The organism is Pseudaeromonas pectinilytica (assembly GCF_054780855.1).
Genome location: NZ_BAAGVN010000026.1, coordinates 24,869 through 40,073, shown reverse-complemented (window position 1 = coordinate 40,073; position 15,205 = coordinate 24,869). Strand labels below are relative to the sequence as shown.

General features: G+C 56.2%; 11 protein-coding genes. 4 read left to right on the top strand and 7 right to left on the bottom strand.

Annotated features, from left to right (window positions below; translation table 11 throughout):
* Positions 1-95: 95 nt before the first annotated feature.
* From glnG to glnA, 4 genes are all read right to left on the bottom strand, one after another.
* Positions 96-1,508 (bottom strand): nitrogen regulation protein NR(I), encoded by a 1,413-nt coding sequence (gene glnG, locus ACYVG7_RS02205; RefSeq protein WP_460881613.1) that lies wholly within the window; start codon positions 1,506-1,508, stop codon positions 96-98.
* A 9-nt stretch (positions 1,509-1,517) separates the two neighbouring features.
* On the bottom strand, positions 1,518-2,570 hold the full coding sequence (glnL, locus tag ACYVG7_RS02200; RefSeq protein WP_460881612.1) for a nitrogen regulation protein NR(II): 1,053 nt from the start codon (positions 2,568-2,570) through the stop codon (positions 1,518-1,520).
* A gap of 69 nt (positions 2,571-2,639) precedes the next feature.
* A complete protein-coding gene (locus ACYVG7_RS02195) occupies positions 2,640-3,215 on the bottom strand; it encodes a DUF4124 domain-containing protein (protein WP_460881611.1) in 576 nt (191 codons plus the stop codon).
* Positions 3,216-3,311: 96 nt separating this feature from the next.
* On the bottom strand, positions 3,312-4,721 hold the full coding sequence (gene glnA / locus ACYVG7_RS02190) for a glutamate--ammonia ligase (RefSeq protein WP_460881610.1): 1,410 nt from the start codon (positions 4,719-4,721) through the stop codon (positions 3,312-3,314).
* 341 nt (positions 4,722-5,062) lie between these two features.
* Here glnA and typA point away from each other — a divergent pair, with 341 nt between their 5' ends.
* The 4 genes from typA (at position 5,063) to dtd (ending at position 9,481) form a co-directional block, all read left to right on the top strand.
* Entirely contained in the window at positions 5,063-6,889 is a 1,827-nt protein-coding gene (gene typA / locus ACYVG7_RS02185) for a translational GTPase TypA (protein ID WP_460881609.1), read from the top strand.
* A 114-nt stretch (positions 6,890-7,003) separates the two neighbouring features.
* The gene (locus tag ACYVG7_RS02180) at positions 7,004-7,867 is read left to right on the top strand and encodes a virulence factor BrkB family protein (RefSeq protein WP_460881608.1); all 864 of its coding nucleotides are present in this window, start codon (positions 7,004-7,006) and stop codon (positions 7,865-7,867) included.
* 106 nt (positions 7,868-7,973) lie between these two features.
* A complete protein-coding gene (locus ACYVG7_RS02175) occupies positions 7,974-8,969 on the top strand; it encodes a LacI family DNA-binding transcriptional regulator (protein ID WP_460881607.1) in 996 nt (331 codons plus the stop codon).
* 74 nt (positions 8,970-9,043) lie between these two features.
* On the top strand, positions 9,044-9,481 hold the full coding sequence (gene dtd / locus ACYVG7_RS02170; RefSeq protein WP_460881606.1) for a D-aminoacyl-tRNA deacylase: 438 nt from the start codon (positions 9,044-9,046) through the stop codon (positions 9,479-9,481).
* A gap of 9 nt (positions 9,482-9,490) precedes the next feature.
* On the opposite strand, the gene ACYVG7_RS02165 is transcribed toward dtd, so the two are convergent.
* From ACYVG7_RS02165 to pssA, 3 genes are all read right to left on the bottom strand, one after another.
* A complete protein-coding gene (locus ACYVG7_RS02165; protein WP_460881605.1) occupies positions 9,491-11,512 on the bottom strand; it encodes an AsmA family protein in 2,022 nt (673 codons plus the stop codon).
* Between the two features lie 95 nt (positions 11,513-11,607).
* Positions 11,608-13,677 (bottom strand): ATP-dependent DNA helicase RecG, encoded by a 2,070-nt coding sequence (gene recG, locus ACYVG7_RS02160; protein WP_460881604.1) that lies wholly within the window; start codon positions 13,675-13,677, stop codon positions 11,608-11,610.
* 123 nt (positions 13,678-13,800) lie between these two features.
* The gene (pssA, locus tag ACYVG7_RS02155; RefSeq protein WP_460881603.1) at positions 13,801-15,150 is read right to left on the bottom strand and encodes a CDP-diacylglycerol--serine O-phosphatidyltransferase; all 1,350 of its coding nucleotides are present in this window, start codon (positions 15,148-15,150) and stop codon (positions 13,801-13,803) included.
* Positions 15,151-15,205: the final 55 nt, after the last annotated feature.

Sequence of the window (15,205 nt, the reverse complement as noted above, 5' to 3'; positions counted from 1 at the left end):
GCAATGCAAAGTAAAAAGCGGTTGTGGTGTCGAGAGGAGTTGAATGCAAGCGTTTTTCAGATAAAACAACGGGGCCAGGTGGCCCCGATAGCGGTTTACATATCCAGCTCTTTGAGTTTTCGCGTCAGGGTATTGCGGCCCCAGCCGAGTAGCCGCGCCGCTTCCTGTTTATGGCCATGGGTATGTTGCAGGGCGGTATTGAGCATGATGCGCTCAAATTCCGGCATGGCTTCGCCCAGAATATCCACCTCGCCCCGTGCCAGCTTCTGCGCCACCCACTGCTGGAGTTGATCCTGCCAGCGTTGCGAGATTTGCTCCCGGGTGACGGGACGTTCTTCGCTGGGATTGAGCAACTCAGGCGGCAGATCGGAAACCAGAACCTCCTGGCTGGAGGCCATGACGGTCAACCAGCGACAGACGTTCTCCAGTTGGCGCACGTTCCCGGGCCAGGGTAAGCGACTGATGTAGGCCTCGGTATCCGGGTGTAGCAGTTTGGCCTCGACATTCAATTCTTTGGCCGCTCGCACCAGGAAGTGATGCGCCAACCGGGGGATATCCTCCCGACGCTCCCGCAATGCCGGAATATGCACGCGAATGACGTTCAGGCGATGGAATAAATCTTCGCGGAAATCACCGTCCGCGACCCGCTTTTCCAGATCCTGGTGGGTGGCCGCTATGATGCGGACATCGACTTGGACCGGCTGGTGACCACCGACTCGATAGAATTGCCCATCGGCCAGTACTCGCAATAGCCGAGTCTGCACATCCAGTGGCATGTCACCAATTTCATCGAGGAACAGAGTACCGCCGTTAGCCTGCTCAAAACGGCCATGACGCACGTTATTGGCGCCGGTGAAGGCCCCTTTTTCGTGGCCGAACAGTTCCGACTCGATCAGTTCCTTCGGAATGGCGGCCATATTCAAGGCGATAAATGGCTTGGCGGCGCGGGGGCTGTGCTTGTGCAGCGCGTGTGCAACCAGCTCTTTACCTGTGCCAGATTGACCATTAATTAGTACCGAAATCGAGGAGCGGGAGAGGCGGCCGATGGCGCGGAAAACTTCCTGCATCGCAGGTGCTTCACCGATAATTTCCGGAGCATTGGTGATCGCCTGCAGCTTATTGCGGCGTTTGCTGCGTTGTTCACGCAGATGGCTTTCGGCCCGGCGGACCAGAGCGACTGCCTCATCAATATCAAACGGTTTGGGTAGATATTCGAAGGCACCACTTTGATAGGCGTTCACCGCACTATCCAGGTCCGAATGGGCGGTCATGATGATGACCGGCACATCCGGCTGTTTTTCCTGAATCAGCTGGAGTAACGATAGCCCATCGATCCCCGGCATCCGGATGTCGGAGAGGATGACTTCTGGGAAATCCAGATCCAGAGTGGCAAGCAGGCTCTCACCATCTTCAAAGGTGCGGCATTCGAATCCTTCGGTGCTGAGGGCTCGTTCCAGAACCCAACGAATAGAGCTGTCGTCATCGACAATCCAGACTTTGGCAGCCATGTGTATCCCTTACTTGCGTAGCGGTAAATAGATGCTGAACTCGGTATGTCCGGGCCAGCTGACGCATTCAATGCGTCCCTTATGTTGATCGATCAGATTCTGGGCAATGGAGAGGCCTAAGCCCGTGCCGCCATCTTTGCCGGTTACCATCGGATAAAACAGGGTGTCGCGGATCTGTTCCGGGATCCCTGGGCCGTTGTCGATAATCTTTATTTCGGCGGCTAGTCGATAGCGTTTGCCGTGGATGGTGATTTGAAACACGGTCCGAGTTTTCAGGCGGATGTGACCTTCGCTACCCATGGCTTCTACGGCATTGCGGACTATGTTCAGGAATGCCTGCTGCAGTTGATCCGGCTCCATCTCGAAGTCTGGGATACTGGGATCGTAATCTCGCTCAATGCGTATTCCGGGAGGTAATTCCATCTCCACCAAGCGTCGCACCTGCTCCAGAACCGAATGCACATTGTGTACCTGATGGCGTCCGGGACGCTGAGGACCCAATAAGCGATCGACCAGATTCCGCAGCCGATCCGCCTGCGCGATGATGATGCCGGTGTACTCTTTGAGATGAGCATCAGGGAGGGCCTTTTCCAGTAACTGTGCGGCTCCTCGCAAACCACCTAGCGGGTTTTTGATCTCGTGTGCCAGACCGCGAACCAGGTCTCGCGCCGCCAGTTGTTGCGCATGTTGCTGTAACTCCTGGCTGATTCGTTTTTGCTGATCGATCTTTCGCAGCTCCATCAAAATCAGCTGCTGTGGGTGTTCGCTAATGGTGACAACACTGATATCCACCAGACGAGGATCGCCATCAATGACCAGCGTTACCTCACTGTCGGTGAAGCCTTGTCCTTGGCGCTGGGCATCACGCAGGCGATCCAGATCGAGAGAAATATATTCGACGACGTGGTCGAAACGATTTTGCAGTAGCCGACGCGCACTGACGCCCAGCAGCTGCTCGGCTGCCGGATTGACGTACTGCACGACTAGGTTGCTATCCACCAAAATAACGGCGGTCAGCAGATTATCCAGTAACGTGCCGGGTAACTCCGGGCGGGTATTCAATTACAAGCTCCCCAAATTGGTGCCTTGCTCAAATGTGGTGCTTTGTTCTACCCGAATTGGTGCGCATCTTTATCCGGATGCACCATTTACTTTCGGTGTTGGCTGGTTGTTTGGTCGAGACAGCACCGAAACACGAAGCAGATAGAACGTTGTCTTACTTGATGATGCAAGGAGCTTGCCGCTTTCATCAAAGACCTGCAGTTCTAGTTGATGCATGCCCCGCTCGACATTTTCCAGCTCGACCACCAGGGTATTATTGGCACTCCCTTTCTGTTGACCATCCAGAATCACACGCATGGTGAACGAGCCTGTCGGGAGGGGAGCCAATGAGGCTTTGACGATGACCAGGCCGCTATTTTCCCGCACTATCTCGCCATTGGATGGAGACTCAATGAGCAACAGTGGACCCGTGGGTCGCTGGGCATTGGCCGCTTCGGCACTAGCGACCACTTCGGGCTGCTGAGTCTCGGGAACCGGGGTGCTGCTTGCTGTGGGTGGAACCACCTCGATGAGCTCGGACTGGTGCTGCCCCGAGGGTTGATCGGAGAAGTGAACATTGCCTTGTTCATCAACCCAGCGATGGACCGTTTGCGCCGAATAGAGAGGCAGAGTGAACAACAGCAGACAAAACCAGAACAAGCGCATCGGAGGATCTCCTGTAGGAAATAGTCAATTGCAGCCATATTAACCAATGACGAAAAAAAAACCCGCCGTGAGGCGGGTTTTTCAACACTCTGTGACTTAGACAGAGTAGTACAGTTCGTACTCAACTGGGTGCGGGGTCATGCGAACACGATCCACGTCGACTTGCTTCAGTTCCAGATAGGAATCGATGAAGTCATCGGTGAACACGCCACCACGGGTCAGGAACTCACGGTCAGCATCCAGAGAGGTCAGAGCCTCTTCCAGTGAACCAGAAACAGTCGGGATCAACGCCTCTTCTTCTGGCGGCAGATCGTACAGGTTCTTGTCCATGGCTTCGCCCGGATGGATCTTGTTGATGATACCGTCCAGGCCGGCCATCAACTGAGCAGCAAACGCCAGGTACGGGTTGGCAGCCGGATCCGGGAAGCGAACTTCGATACGACGAGCTTTCGGGCTCGGTACCACCGGGATACGGATAGAAGCAGAACGGTTACGGGCTGAGTAAGCCAGCATGACCGGAGCTTCGTAGCCAGGGACCAGACGCTTGTAAGAGTTGGTGGTCGGGTTGGCAAAGGCGTTGATAGCCTTGGCGTGCTTGATGATACCGCCGATGTAGAACAGGGCAGTTTCAGACAGACCGCCGTACAGATCACCGGCGAACAGGTTAACCCCGTCTTTGGCCAGAGACTGGTGGCAGTGCATGCCTGAACCGTTATCACCAAACATCGGCTTCGGCATGAAGGTTACAGTCTTGCCGTAGGCGTGAGCGACGTTATGAATAACGTACTTCTGAACCTGAACTTCGTCGGCCTTCTTGGTCATGGTGTTGAAGCGAGTTGCGATCTCGTTTTGACCTGCAGTCGCCACTTCGTGGTGGTGAGCTTCAACTACTTGACCCATCTCTTCCAGCACCAGACACATGGCGGAACGCAGGTCTTGTGAAGAATCGACAGGAGCAACTGGGAAATAACCACCCTTCACGCCAGGACGGTGACCCTTGTTACCACCTTCGTATTCGGTAGCAGAGTTCCAAGCAGCTTCTTCGGCATCAACCTTGAAGAATGAGCCACCCATGGTGTTACCAAAACGAACATCGTCAAAAATGAAGAATTCCGGCTCCGGTCCGAACAGAACGGTGTCGGCGATGCCGCTGGACTTCAGGAAACCTTCGGCACGCTTGGCGATGGAGCGCGGATCGCGATCGTAGCCTTGCATGGTGGCTGGTTCCAGGATGTCACAACGGATGATCAGAGTGGTTTCTTCAGTGAACGGATCCAGCAGGGCAGTAGAGGCATCCGGCATCAGCACCATGTCTGACTCGTTGATACCCTTCCAACCAGCGATGGAAGAACCATCGAACATCTTGCCGTCTTCGAAGAAACCTTCGTCGATTTGATGATGAGGCACGGAAACGTGTTGTTCTTTGCCCTTGGTATCGGTGAAGCGCAGATCGACAAACTTCACTTCTTGTTCTTTGATCAGAGCCAGAACATTTGCTGCTGACATGCTAAATAACCTCCGGTGTCGTGGATAACTGAAACTAGCGGCAGAAACCTGTTATTACAGATAAGCCAAAACTATGCCAATAAATAAAATCCCTTAAGTAACAATCAGTAATAGCACTTTGAGTGCACCATAGATGGAGTGATGCGCGCATTTGGTGCGGCGCTGGATCAAAATGGTGCATCGTTTTGGTGCAAAATCTGCACCTTTGCGATTACATGGGGAATAATACTGTGATCTTCGCCATCAGGCTTCATTAAATTTACGCGGAATATGCTAGGAAGATCACACGCTGGCGAGTAAAATGACCGACCAATTTTTCCCCACTTGTTTTAGAGGCGAGGATGTTAGAGAAGCTCCGCAATATTGCCATTATTGCGCACGTTGACCATGGCAAGACCACACTGGTAGATAAGCTGTTACAGCAATCCGGCACCCTGGACCGTACCAGTGAAGGTCAGGAACGGATCATGGATTCCAACGATTTGGAACGGGAGCGCGGCATCACCATCCTCGCTAAAAATACCGCCATTCGTTGGAACGACTACCGTATTAATATCGTAGATACCCCCGGCCACGCCGACTTCGGTGGTGAAGTCGAACGTGTTATGTCGATGGTCGATTGCGTATTGCTGCTGGTTGATGCGGTTGATGGCCCCATGCCACAAACTCGCTTTGTAACCCAAAAAGCATTTGCCCAAGGCCTGCGCCCCATCGTGGTGGTCAACAAGGTTGACCGTCCAGGTGCGCGCCCGGACTGGGTTGTGGAGCAGGTGTTCGACCTGTTCGATAATCTCGGTGCCACCGACGAGCAGCTCGATTTCCCGATCGTGTATGCCTCAGCGTTGCAAGGCTATGCCACCATGGACTTGGCGAACCCGTCCGAGAACATGGATCCGCTGTTCCAGGCCATCGTCGATTTCGTCGAGCCGCCGAAGGCTGATCCGGATGGTGAGTTCCAGATGCAAATTTCCCAATTGGACTACTCCTCTTACGTGGGTGTTATCGGCATCGGCCGTCTCACGCGCGGCAAGGCGAAGTCCAACATGCAGGTCACCGTTATCGGTGCCGATGGTAAGACTCGTACCGGTAAAATCGGTCAGGTCATGGGCTATCTGGGGCTGCAACGTACCGAAATCGCCGAGGCGCAAGCCGGTGATATCATTGCGATTACCGGTCTGGGCGAACTGAAGATTTCTGACACCATCTGTTCCAACGCTGCGGTTGAGGCACTGCCTCCGCTGTCCGTCGATGAGCCGACGGTAACCATGACCTTCCAGGTGAACACTTCACCGTTCGCCGGTAAAGAAGGCAAGTATGTGACCTCACGGAATATTCTGGAACGTTTGCAAAGCGAACTGGTCCATAACGTGGCGCTGCGTGTCGATAACACCGATGATCCGGATAAATTCCGCGTTTCTGGCCGTGGCGAACTGCACCTGGGGATCCTGATCGAAAACATGCGTCGCGAAGGCTTCGAGCTGGCGGTATCCCGCCCTGAAGTCATCATGCGTGAAGAGAATGGTGTGAAGATGGAACCGATGGAGACTCTGACAGTCGACATCGAAGACCAGCACCAGGGCTCGGTCATGGAGAAGCTGGGTGAGCGTAAGGCTGATCTGCGTAACATGGTGCCGGATGGCAAGGGACGTGTCCGTCTGGATTATCTGATCCCGGCTCGAGGCCTCATCGGTTTCCAGACCGAGTTCATGACACTGACTTCAGGTACCGGTCTGCTGTATCACTCGTTCGAGTGCTACGGTGAGCACAAGGGCGGCTCTATTGGCCAACGTCAGAACGGTGTGTTGATCTCCAACGCTACCGGTAAGGCATTGGGCTTTGCGCTGTTCAACCTGCAGGAACGTGGTCGTCTGTTCATTGAACATGCCACCGAAGTGTACGAGGGTCAGGTGATCGGCATTCACAGCCGCTCCAACGACCTGACCGTAAACTGTCTGAAGGGTAAGCAGCTGACCAACATGCGCGCTTCCGGTACTGACGAAGCGATCGTGCTAACCACGCCTATCAAGAAGACCCTGGAGCAGGCGCTGGAGTTCATCGATGATGACGAGTTGGTGGAAGTGACCCCGCTGAGCGTCCGCATCCGTAAGAAGTTGCTGACTGAAATGGATCGTAAGCGTTACAACCGTAGCGCCGGTAAAGAAGATTAATTCTTACCTGTGATTGAACACGAAACCCCGCCTGGTGCGGGGTTTTTTTATCTGGTTTATCAAGTGCTAAACTGGCATGCTGCCATGACAATCACTTAGGGAATGGAGTCTGGGGTGGAGGTATTGAACTGTTTTCGACGGATGAATATCTGGCATCATCTATCGGCATTTTCCCTGCTGTGCTGGCGACGAATCCAGGAAGACCGACTCTCGGTACTCGCGGGACATCTGGCCTATGTGACCTTGCTGTCTCTGGTGCCCCTGGTGACTGTGGTCTTCTCTATTTTTTCTTTCTTTCCTATTTTTGCCTCGGTGCGCTTGCAGGTTGAAGAGTTTGTATTTGCCAACTTTGTGCCGGCGGCCAGCGATGTCATTCATCACCACTTCTCTCGTTTCGTGGCCAATGCCTCGAAGATGACCTCGATTGGTGTGGTGGCCCTGGTACTGGTGGCTCTACTGCTGATTTCGGCCATCGATCAGAACCTGAACCATATCTGGCGCAGTCGCGGCCAGCGGCCGAAGATGACCACCTTTGCCGTCTACTGGATGATACTGACGCTCGGGCCGCTGTTGGCCGGAGCCAGTATTCTGGCTACCTCACATGTGGTCTCGCTGCGGGTATTCCACCACATGCAACTGCTGAGTAGTGCAGCCAGTCTGATGCTGGGGCTACTGCCATTTGTGCTCTCTTTTTTCAGTCTGATGTTGTTGTTTGTGCTGGTGCCGAACGTCAAGATCCGTTGGCGAGATGCGCTGGTGGGCGCGGCCGTATCGGCCTTATTACTGGAGGGGGCCAAGAAGGTGTTTGCCTTGTATATCACCCACTTTACGTCCTACCAGACCATCTATGGTGCCTTGGCGGTAATCCCGATCCTATTTGTCTGGGTCTATCTGAGCTGGTGGCTGGTGCTGCTGGGTGCCGAATTTACCGCCAGCATGGGCGATTACCGGACTCGACGCACCCCGATTTGGGATTAAGCGACTACGGGTCTGCGCAAACGATGTCGGGTGTTTCCGGATTGCCTCGAGCGCTGTGCTATATTGGCTGGCGTGCCCATACATAAAAAAGTAGAGAGTAACGGCCTTGAATACCATTCGTGATGTAGCCCGGCTCGCCGGGGTGTCAGTCGCCACTGTTTCTCGTGTGTTGAATGAACCGGATAAAGTGGCGCCGAAAACTCAGGCTCGCGTCAAAGAGGTGATGGTCGAGTTAAACTTCATTCCCAACCTGAATGCCCGGAGCTTGGCGACCAGTCGCTCCGGAGTCATCGGCATCCTGGTTAACAATATTTCAGGCGGTTATTACGCGCGGATTATCGATAGCATCGAAGCCGAAGCCCGGCGCCGTAATGTCTTTACGCTGATCAATTGTGGCAACCACGATAGCAACGATGTGATGGATGCGGCCTTGCGTCTCGCTAGCCGTCAATGTGATGCCATCATTGCCAGCGTACCGTTTATGGATGATGAGGGATTGCAGCGTTTTCTGGCTATGCAGCCGAATGCCGTGTTGCTTAATTGCATTTCGGCACTCCACCGCGAGCGTTCTTTGGCGGTGGATAATCGCTATGGCGTCCGCTTGGCGCTGGATCATTTGTATGCCTTGGGGCATCGGCAAATTGGTCTGATTTCCGGCCCGGAGGAAAACAGTGAGTGCGAACTGCGGTTGTCGGCTTGCCGGGACTGGTTCAAGGCTCAAGGATTGGTCGAGCCGTTGATTCAGGCCGGGGATTTCAGCGCCGAATCTGGTCGGCAGGCCGCGGCAACCTTATTACAGCAGCATCCAGAAATCACCGCGCTGTTTTGTTTCAACGATCATATGGCGATCGGTGCCCTGCACCATGCCCAACACATTGGTATGCAGGTTCCGGAGCAACTCTCGATCGTCGGGTTCGATAATAACGAACTGGCGGTCTACTCCGATCCGGCTCTGACCACGGTGGCCCAGCCACTGGAGCAATTGGGCGAGCGCGCCCTGCATTTGGCGCAACAACTGATCGCCGGCGAGGCCCATGAGCCTCAGGCTCTATTGTTGCCTGAATTGGTGGTTCGCCAGTCAACGGCATCACCACGACCCTAAGCACAGACCTGCCATGCTCCCATCGGGCCCGTTTCGGGCCCTTTGTGTTCAGGCTACCTATCCAGGAGAAACAGATGATTGCGCTGATCCAGCGGGTATCCCACGCCAGCGTTGCCGTGAGTGGAGAAACAGTCGGTGAGATAGGCCCGGGATTACTGGTATTGTTGGGTGTACAAGGTGACGACAACGAAGCCAAGGCCGACAAGTTGCTGCACAAGGTGAGTCACTACCGAGTGTTCTCCGACGACGCGGGCAAAATGAATCTTAATGTGCAGCAAGCCGGAGGTAGCCTGTTAGTGGTGTCCCAATTCACCCTGGCGGCGGAAACCGATAAAGGACTCAGACCCAGCTTCTCCAATGGCGGCGCGCCTGAGTTGGCCGAACGGCTGTACGATTACTTTATCGCGCAGAGTCAGGCGGCAGGGATCCCGACCGCCAGTGGCCGGTTTGCCGCCGATATGCAGGTTTCATTGCTCAACGACGGACCAGTCACTTTTTGGTTGGAGGTGTGAGGATCATCGCTATTCACCTCGCAAGCTACCTCGGCGTCCCTGAGGCGGATAGGGAACCGATGACGACGGCCATGGCTGGCAACGGGATGGTAGTTGAACGATGAAGGATGGGTCCAAGCTGGGTCCGCGTACTGTACTGGTCAGCTCGGCGCAATGACGCTGGTTCAGTAGTCCCAACTCGGCATGCCACTGTTGCTGGTTCAGATCCAACGTGCCCCTTAGCCCCAGCAAGTGAGTAATGGTGGCCATAGTCCCTTGCAGGTCCAGCACGCCTTGCTTGGCTTGTGCCTGCAGCATGAGTTGATTGATGCCGGTTCCGCCACTCGGTAACTGGCTATACAGCTCGCTCAATCGACTGGGCTTGGGAGTCTGGCGCAGCACCTCATCCAGATAGCCGTCGAGGCGAATTCCGTCCAAAAACAGATCCTTGCCACTCAACTGGATATCGCCGGCTAATTGCGACCATGATTCGGCAATGCTGCGCCCCTTGCTCTGCAGATCCAGGCTGAGGTCGATATTGCCTGCCAGTTCATGACGGGGTTGCAGCAGGGTATTGAGTTTGTCCAGATCCAGCTGTTTGGCTTGCAGGGTTAGCCAGTGTGCAGCTTGGTCACCACGCTGCCACTCACCTTCAGCCTTGAGCAGGCTTTGCTCCAGCGGCAGTGACAGTTCGCGCAGACGGTAGCTGGCGGCGGTAATTTCCCCTTGGGCTTCGCCCCTCCGGCTGACCAGACCGCCATACACCAACTCGCCCCAGCTGGTTTCCCAGCGCAACTTGTCACTGGCCGGTTGCAGGCCGTGGGCTAGGTCATAGTCCAGATCGGTGACAAAAAACTCGCCCCCCTTGAGGGACAGGGGCAGGTTATCATCAAAGGAAATCAGCGCGAGTTGGTGAGCATCCAGGCGCCGGATAGTGAGTCGATCCAGCGGCCAGGCCGGTAGCATGTTGCGCCAGTCTGCGGGCAGCTCTGCCTGCCACTGGGCGAGTTGCACTTCATCCAGTGTCAAATGGCGCTTTGATGGTTGGTAATGTCCGGTGGCACTGAGTATACCCTCCAGCAGTTGCCCCTGAAGCTCGCCTTGCCAGCTATCGGCTTGCAGCGTGAGCTTACCGCTGAGCTCGGTGATGGAGGCTGAGCCAGAGGCGATTTCGCCAATGGTGCCGCTCAGTGCACCACGCCAGGGTTGGCCTGCTTGCCACTGCCAGTCGTGCAGCGCGAGATTGATATCATTCACAGTGATGTCGTCGTCGCTCCGGCGCCACACCAGATGATTGAGCTGTCCTTGTTTGAGGGTAACCTGCTGCAGGGCGGTTGCGGGAAGGGCGACATCGGTCAAGCGCAGGCGAGTGAGTGTCAGATCTTCGATGAGCAATGCCCCGTTGAGCGAGTCCCATGTCAGCGAGCCCTGGATTTGGCCATCGAGCAGCCGGGCCTTGCCTTCCTTGAGGGTTATTTTCCCCGCCGTTATCCCGCCGTCGGCACTGATCTTCGCTAGGTGGAGTCCTTGCCACTCCAACAGATTGGCTTCGCCACTGAATTCGGCCCGGGCGAGGGGCTGCCAGTTACCGCCCGCCAATAATTGCCAGTCGGCCAGATGGAAGCTGGCTCCCCCCAGCTTCAGATCCGGAGTCAGCAGCGTCAGGCGATCGACATTCAGATCCTGGATCGTCAGGCTCTGGAAGGGGAGGGAGGGTAACGGTTGGTCGGGTTTAAGCTCGATACGCGGCGCTATCACATCCAGATGTGCGAGCTGGATGCGGCGCTCGAGCCAGGACCCTGAGTCCACTTCGATATAAAGCTTTTCGGCGCTCATGACATCGCCGAGCTTGATCTGCTCCGCCAGCAACACATTGGGATAAAACGGGTTGAACTCCAGACGACCAATGGTCAGAGGCAAGCCGGTCTGCTGCTGCACCCAGGCGGCAAGCGGCGCTTTGAGATATTCAGGTTTGAAGAGGCCAAAGGCCAGCCAGAGGGCGATGACCAGACTCAGAATACCGTATAGAAAAATTCGAATCGCAAGGCGCATGGTCAGACCGTATGGGGTTGATAGTGAAGCCCAATGAGAGTTAAGCCCAATCATAGGCGTTTGTGCTCATGATGCGAAGCCCCCGATCGGAGGCTTCAAGCCTGAGCGTAGTGCTCCCCTGCCGTTAGCCAACGCCGGATCAAGGGGGCCACGGCGGTTGGATGATGCAGATACAGTTCCCGGGCCAGCACCTGAACCCGTGGTATATGTTCCTGATCCCGGACCAGATCGGCAATTTTTAGGTCCGCGAGGCCGGTTTGCCGGGTACCCAACAATTCCCCCGGGCCCCGGAGCTCCAGATCTTTTTGGGCGATGACAAAGCCATCGTTGCTGTCCCGCAGCACAGCCAGACGCTGCTGCGCGGTTTTTGACAGGGGGGCGTGATAGAGCAAGACGCAGTGGGATGCCACGGCACCCCGGCCGACCCGACCACGGAGCTGATGCAGTTGTGCCAATCCCAGACGCTCGGGGTTCTCGATGATCATCAGACTGGCGTTGGGTACATCGACGCCCACTTCGATAACGGTGGTCGCCACCAACAGATGCAAGCGGCCTGATTTGAAGTCGTCCATCACCTTCTGTTTTTCCAGCGGCCGCATCCGGCCATGTACCAGACCGATGTGGAGTCCACTGAGCTGTTGTTGCAGCTCCAGTGCGGTATTTTCGGCAGCCTGGCATTCGAGCTGCTCCGACTCTTCGATCAGGGTGCAGACCCAGTAAGCCTGGCGACCTTCGGCACAGGCCTGGCGGACCCGGTCCATCACCTCGGCCCGTCGGGTGTCCGGCAAGGCGACCGTGGTGATTGGCGTGCGCCCTGGTGGCAGTTCATCGATGACCGAGGTATCCAGATCGGCGTAGGCCGTCATGGCCAGGGTGCGCGGGATCGGGGTGGCGGTCATGATCAGTTGGTGAGGATAGAGCCCGGCCTGGGCACCTTTTTCCCGCAACGCCAGTCGCTGATGAACCCCGAATCTGTGTTGTTCATCGATGATGGCCAGTACCAGATGGTGAAAGCGCACCTGCTCCTGAAACATGGCGTGGGTTCCCACCACCATCTGTACCCGACCTTCGGCGATGGCGGCCATCTGCTGCTCCCGGGCCTTGCCTTTCTGTTTGCCCGCCAACCAGCCGACACCGATACCTAGCGGCTCGAGCCAGCGTGCAAAATTCAGGGCATGTTGTTCCGCCAGTAGCTCGGTCGGCGCCATCAGGGCTACCTGGCCACCATGGCCAATGGCCTGGAGTGCGGCCAGCGCCGCCACCAGCGTCTTACCGGAGCCAACATCGCCCTGTACCAGGCGCATCATGGGATGAGGGCGGGCCAGATCCGCACTGATTTCGGCCACGACACGGGATTGTGCGCGCGTCGGCGCAAAGGGCAGGCTCGCCAGTAGCTGTTCGACTAGGTGCGGATGAGGTGGCAGGGCACAGGCCGGATGTAACTTACTGCGCTGACGGACCTCGAGCACCGAGAGATTATGAGCTAGCAACTCCTCGATGATCAGCCGCTGCTGGGCCGGATGCTGACCGAACTCCAGCATCGACAGCGCCAGTTCCGGCGGCGGCCGATGCAGCAGTTGCAGGGCGGCACCCAGGCCAATCTGCTGTGGATAGAGCCCCGGTGGCAGTAACTCCCGCACGCCATAGGCGGCGAGCAGAGCCAGTGCCTGATCGGTCAGATTGCGCAATGTCTGCTGGCGTAACCCCTCGGTGGTGGGGTAGACGGGAGTGAGTTTTTCCTCCAGCTCCAGCGGGCTGGCTTCATCCAGCAGCTTGTATTCAGGGTGGATGATCTCGAGGCCATAGTGACCGGCTTTGATTTCACCAAAGCAACGCAGGCGCCGGCCGCTGGCCAGAGCGGCTTTCTGGCCTTGGGTGAAATTGAAGAAGCGTAGGGTCAGGGTGCCGTTGCCATCACTGATCCGGCAAACCATCATGCGGCGACGGGCAGGGACTATCTGACAATCCTGGATGAAACCTTCGACATTGCACTGCATGCCGGGCAGCAGCTCGGCAATCGGGGAGCTGAGGGTGCGATCTTCGTAGCGATGGGGCAGATGAAACAACAGATCCTGCACCGTCTGCAGGTGCAGATGGCCAAGTTTTTCTGCCAGTTTGCTGCCAACCCCTTTCAGGCCGGTTAGCGGTATCTGATCCAGCTCCATGGGCGCACGACCGAAAATACTGTAAATATGATCAGATCATAACAGAGCCGAGCGCAGAACGGGAGCGCTGCTGTCGCGGCCGACAGGGGCGGTCTGCACCACCCCGTGACCGGAGCGCTAGCGCTAGATGAGTTGTTTCAGCAGCAGATGGGCCTTGAACCGTTGCAGGCGAACCAGCAGGCGACGTACCTCTTCCGGGTAATCCTTGATCTGCTCCAGCTGGCTGAAGTGTTGTAAGCGATGGGCGTGCTGCAGGATCTGCTGGCGCTCCTGGGCAAACGGTTCGGCCAGCAGTCGCTGCGGATCCTGTACCAGCAGGCCGTTTTCTAAATCTAGCGACCAGGCGCGGGGATTCAGGTTGCTGCCGGTAATCAGGGTCAACTGTTCGTCGACGAAGATCCCCTTGAGATGGTAGGAATTCTGCTCGTGTTGCCACAACATCAGGTTCAGTTGTCCACTGTCGATGTAGCGCTGGTAGCGCTCGGCAAAGCGACGCAGGTTCACTTCATACAGATAGGGTAAGCCACCCACCGTATTGAAGGGCTCTCCGGGCGGGATATAGAAGTCATTGGCGGTCTTGTCACCGATCACCAACGTCAGCCGCACGCCACGGCGCAGTAACTGGGCCAGATCCTTGGCGATGAGCTTGGGGGGATTGAAGTACGGCGTGCAGATGAAGACCTCGCTGACGGCACTGCGCAGCAGGTTGTGGATCGCCTTGTTCAGTCGATTATTCCGTTTACCCAGACCGACCAGTGGTGTCAGTCCGACTTGACGGGGGCCAATGGCTGCGGCTGCGAATTCATATTTGGCGCCCTGCAGCTTGATGCGGAAGCGGCGCATCTCGCCGCGAATGGCCTTGATGGTCGGAACGGGAGCGCGATCCAATCGCTGAACCGCCGCATCCAAGCCGAAGGTCTGGATGATGAAGTGAGCCCAACTGCTGGCCAGGTGAGCATCGGCCACTTCATGGTAACGATCGTAGCGATAGCGGTCCTGCTGATGCAGATAGATGTTATTGAGGCTGGCCCCGGAGTAGAGCAGGGTATCGTCAAACAGGAAGCCCTTAAGATGCAACACGCCCAGCCATTCCCGACGTTTGACCGGTACGCCATAAAACTCGATGGCATCGGGATGTTCAGCGGCCAGCGCTTGATAGAGCAGGTGGTTGCCGGCTTGTTTGCCTTTACCAATCAGACCGCGCTGAGCTCTGTGGAAATCGACAAACACCTTGATATCCAGCTCAGGGCGCGCAGCTTTGGCCGCATACAAGGCACTAAGGATCTCCCGGCCGGCCTCATCGTCTTGCAGATAGAGGGCGACCAGATAGATGCGTCGTTGTGCCGAGGCGATCAGCGCCAGAATGCGTTGCTTGAACTCGCTGGCGGAATGGAGAATGCGCAAGCTATCGGCTTGTAAGGCAAGCTGGGGCAATTTCTCGAGTTGTTTTCGATAATGTGCCGGAGTGAACATACCAATACCTGATCTCTGATTGCGCCATCTGGCGCCCATTGTGCTGACGATTGAG

What these genes read in the sequence shown, in the direction of transcription:
- pssA (WP_460881603.1), bottom strand. Translation starts at nt 15,150, where the DNA reads ATGTTCACTCCGGCACATTATCGAAAACAACTCGAGAAATTGCCCCAG.
- dtd (WP_460881606.1), top strand. Translation starts at nt 9,044, where the DNA reads ATGATTGCGCTGATCCAGCGGGTATCCCACGCCAGCGTTGCCGTGAGT.
- glnA (WP_460881610.1), bottom strand. Translation starts at nt 4,721, where the DNA reads ATGTCAGCAGCAAATGTTCTGGCTCTGATCAAAGAACAAGAAGTGAAG.
- glnG (WP_460881613.1), bottom strand. Translation starts at nt 1,508, where the DNA reads ATGGCTGCCAAAGTCTGGATTGTCGATGACGACAGCTCTATTCGTTGG.
- ACYVG7_RS02165 (WP_460881605.1), bottom strand. Translation starts at nt 11,512, where the DNA reads ATGCGCCTTGCGATTCGAATTTTTCTATACGGTATTCTGAGTCTGGTC.
- recG (WP_460881604.1), bottom strand. Translation starts at nt 13,677, where the DNA reads ATGGAGCTGGATCAGATACCGCTAACCGGCCTGAAAGGGGTTGGCAGC.
- typA (WP_460881609.1), top strand. Translation starts at nt 5,063, where the DNA reads ATGTTAGAGAAGCTCCGCAATATTGCCATTATTGCGCACGTTGACCAT.
- ACYVG7_RS02195 (WP_460881611.1), bottom strand. Translation starts at nt 3,215, where the DNA reads ATGCGCTTGTTCTGGTTTTGTCTGCTGTTGTTCACTCTGCCTCTCTAT.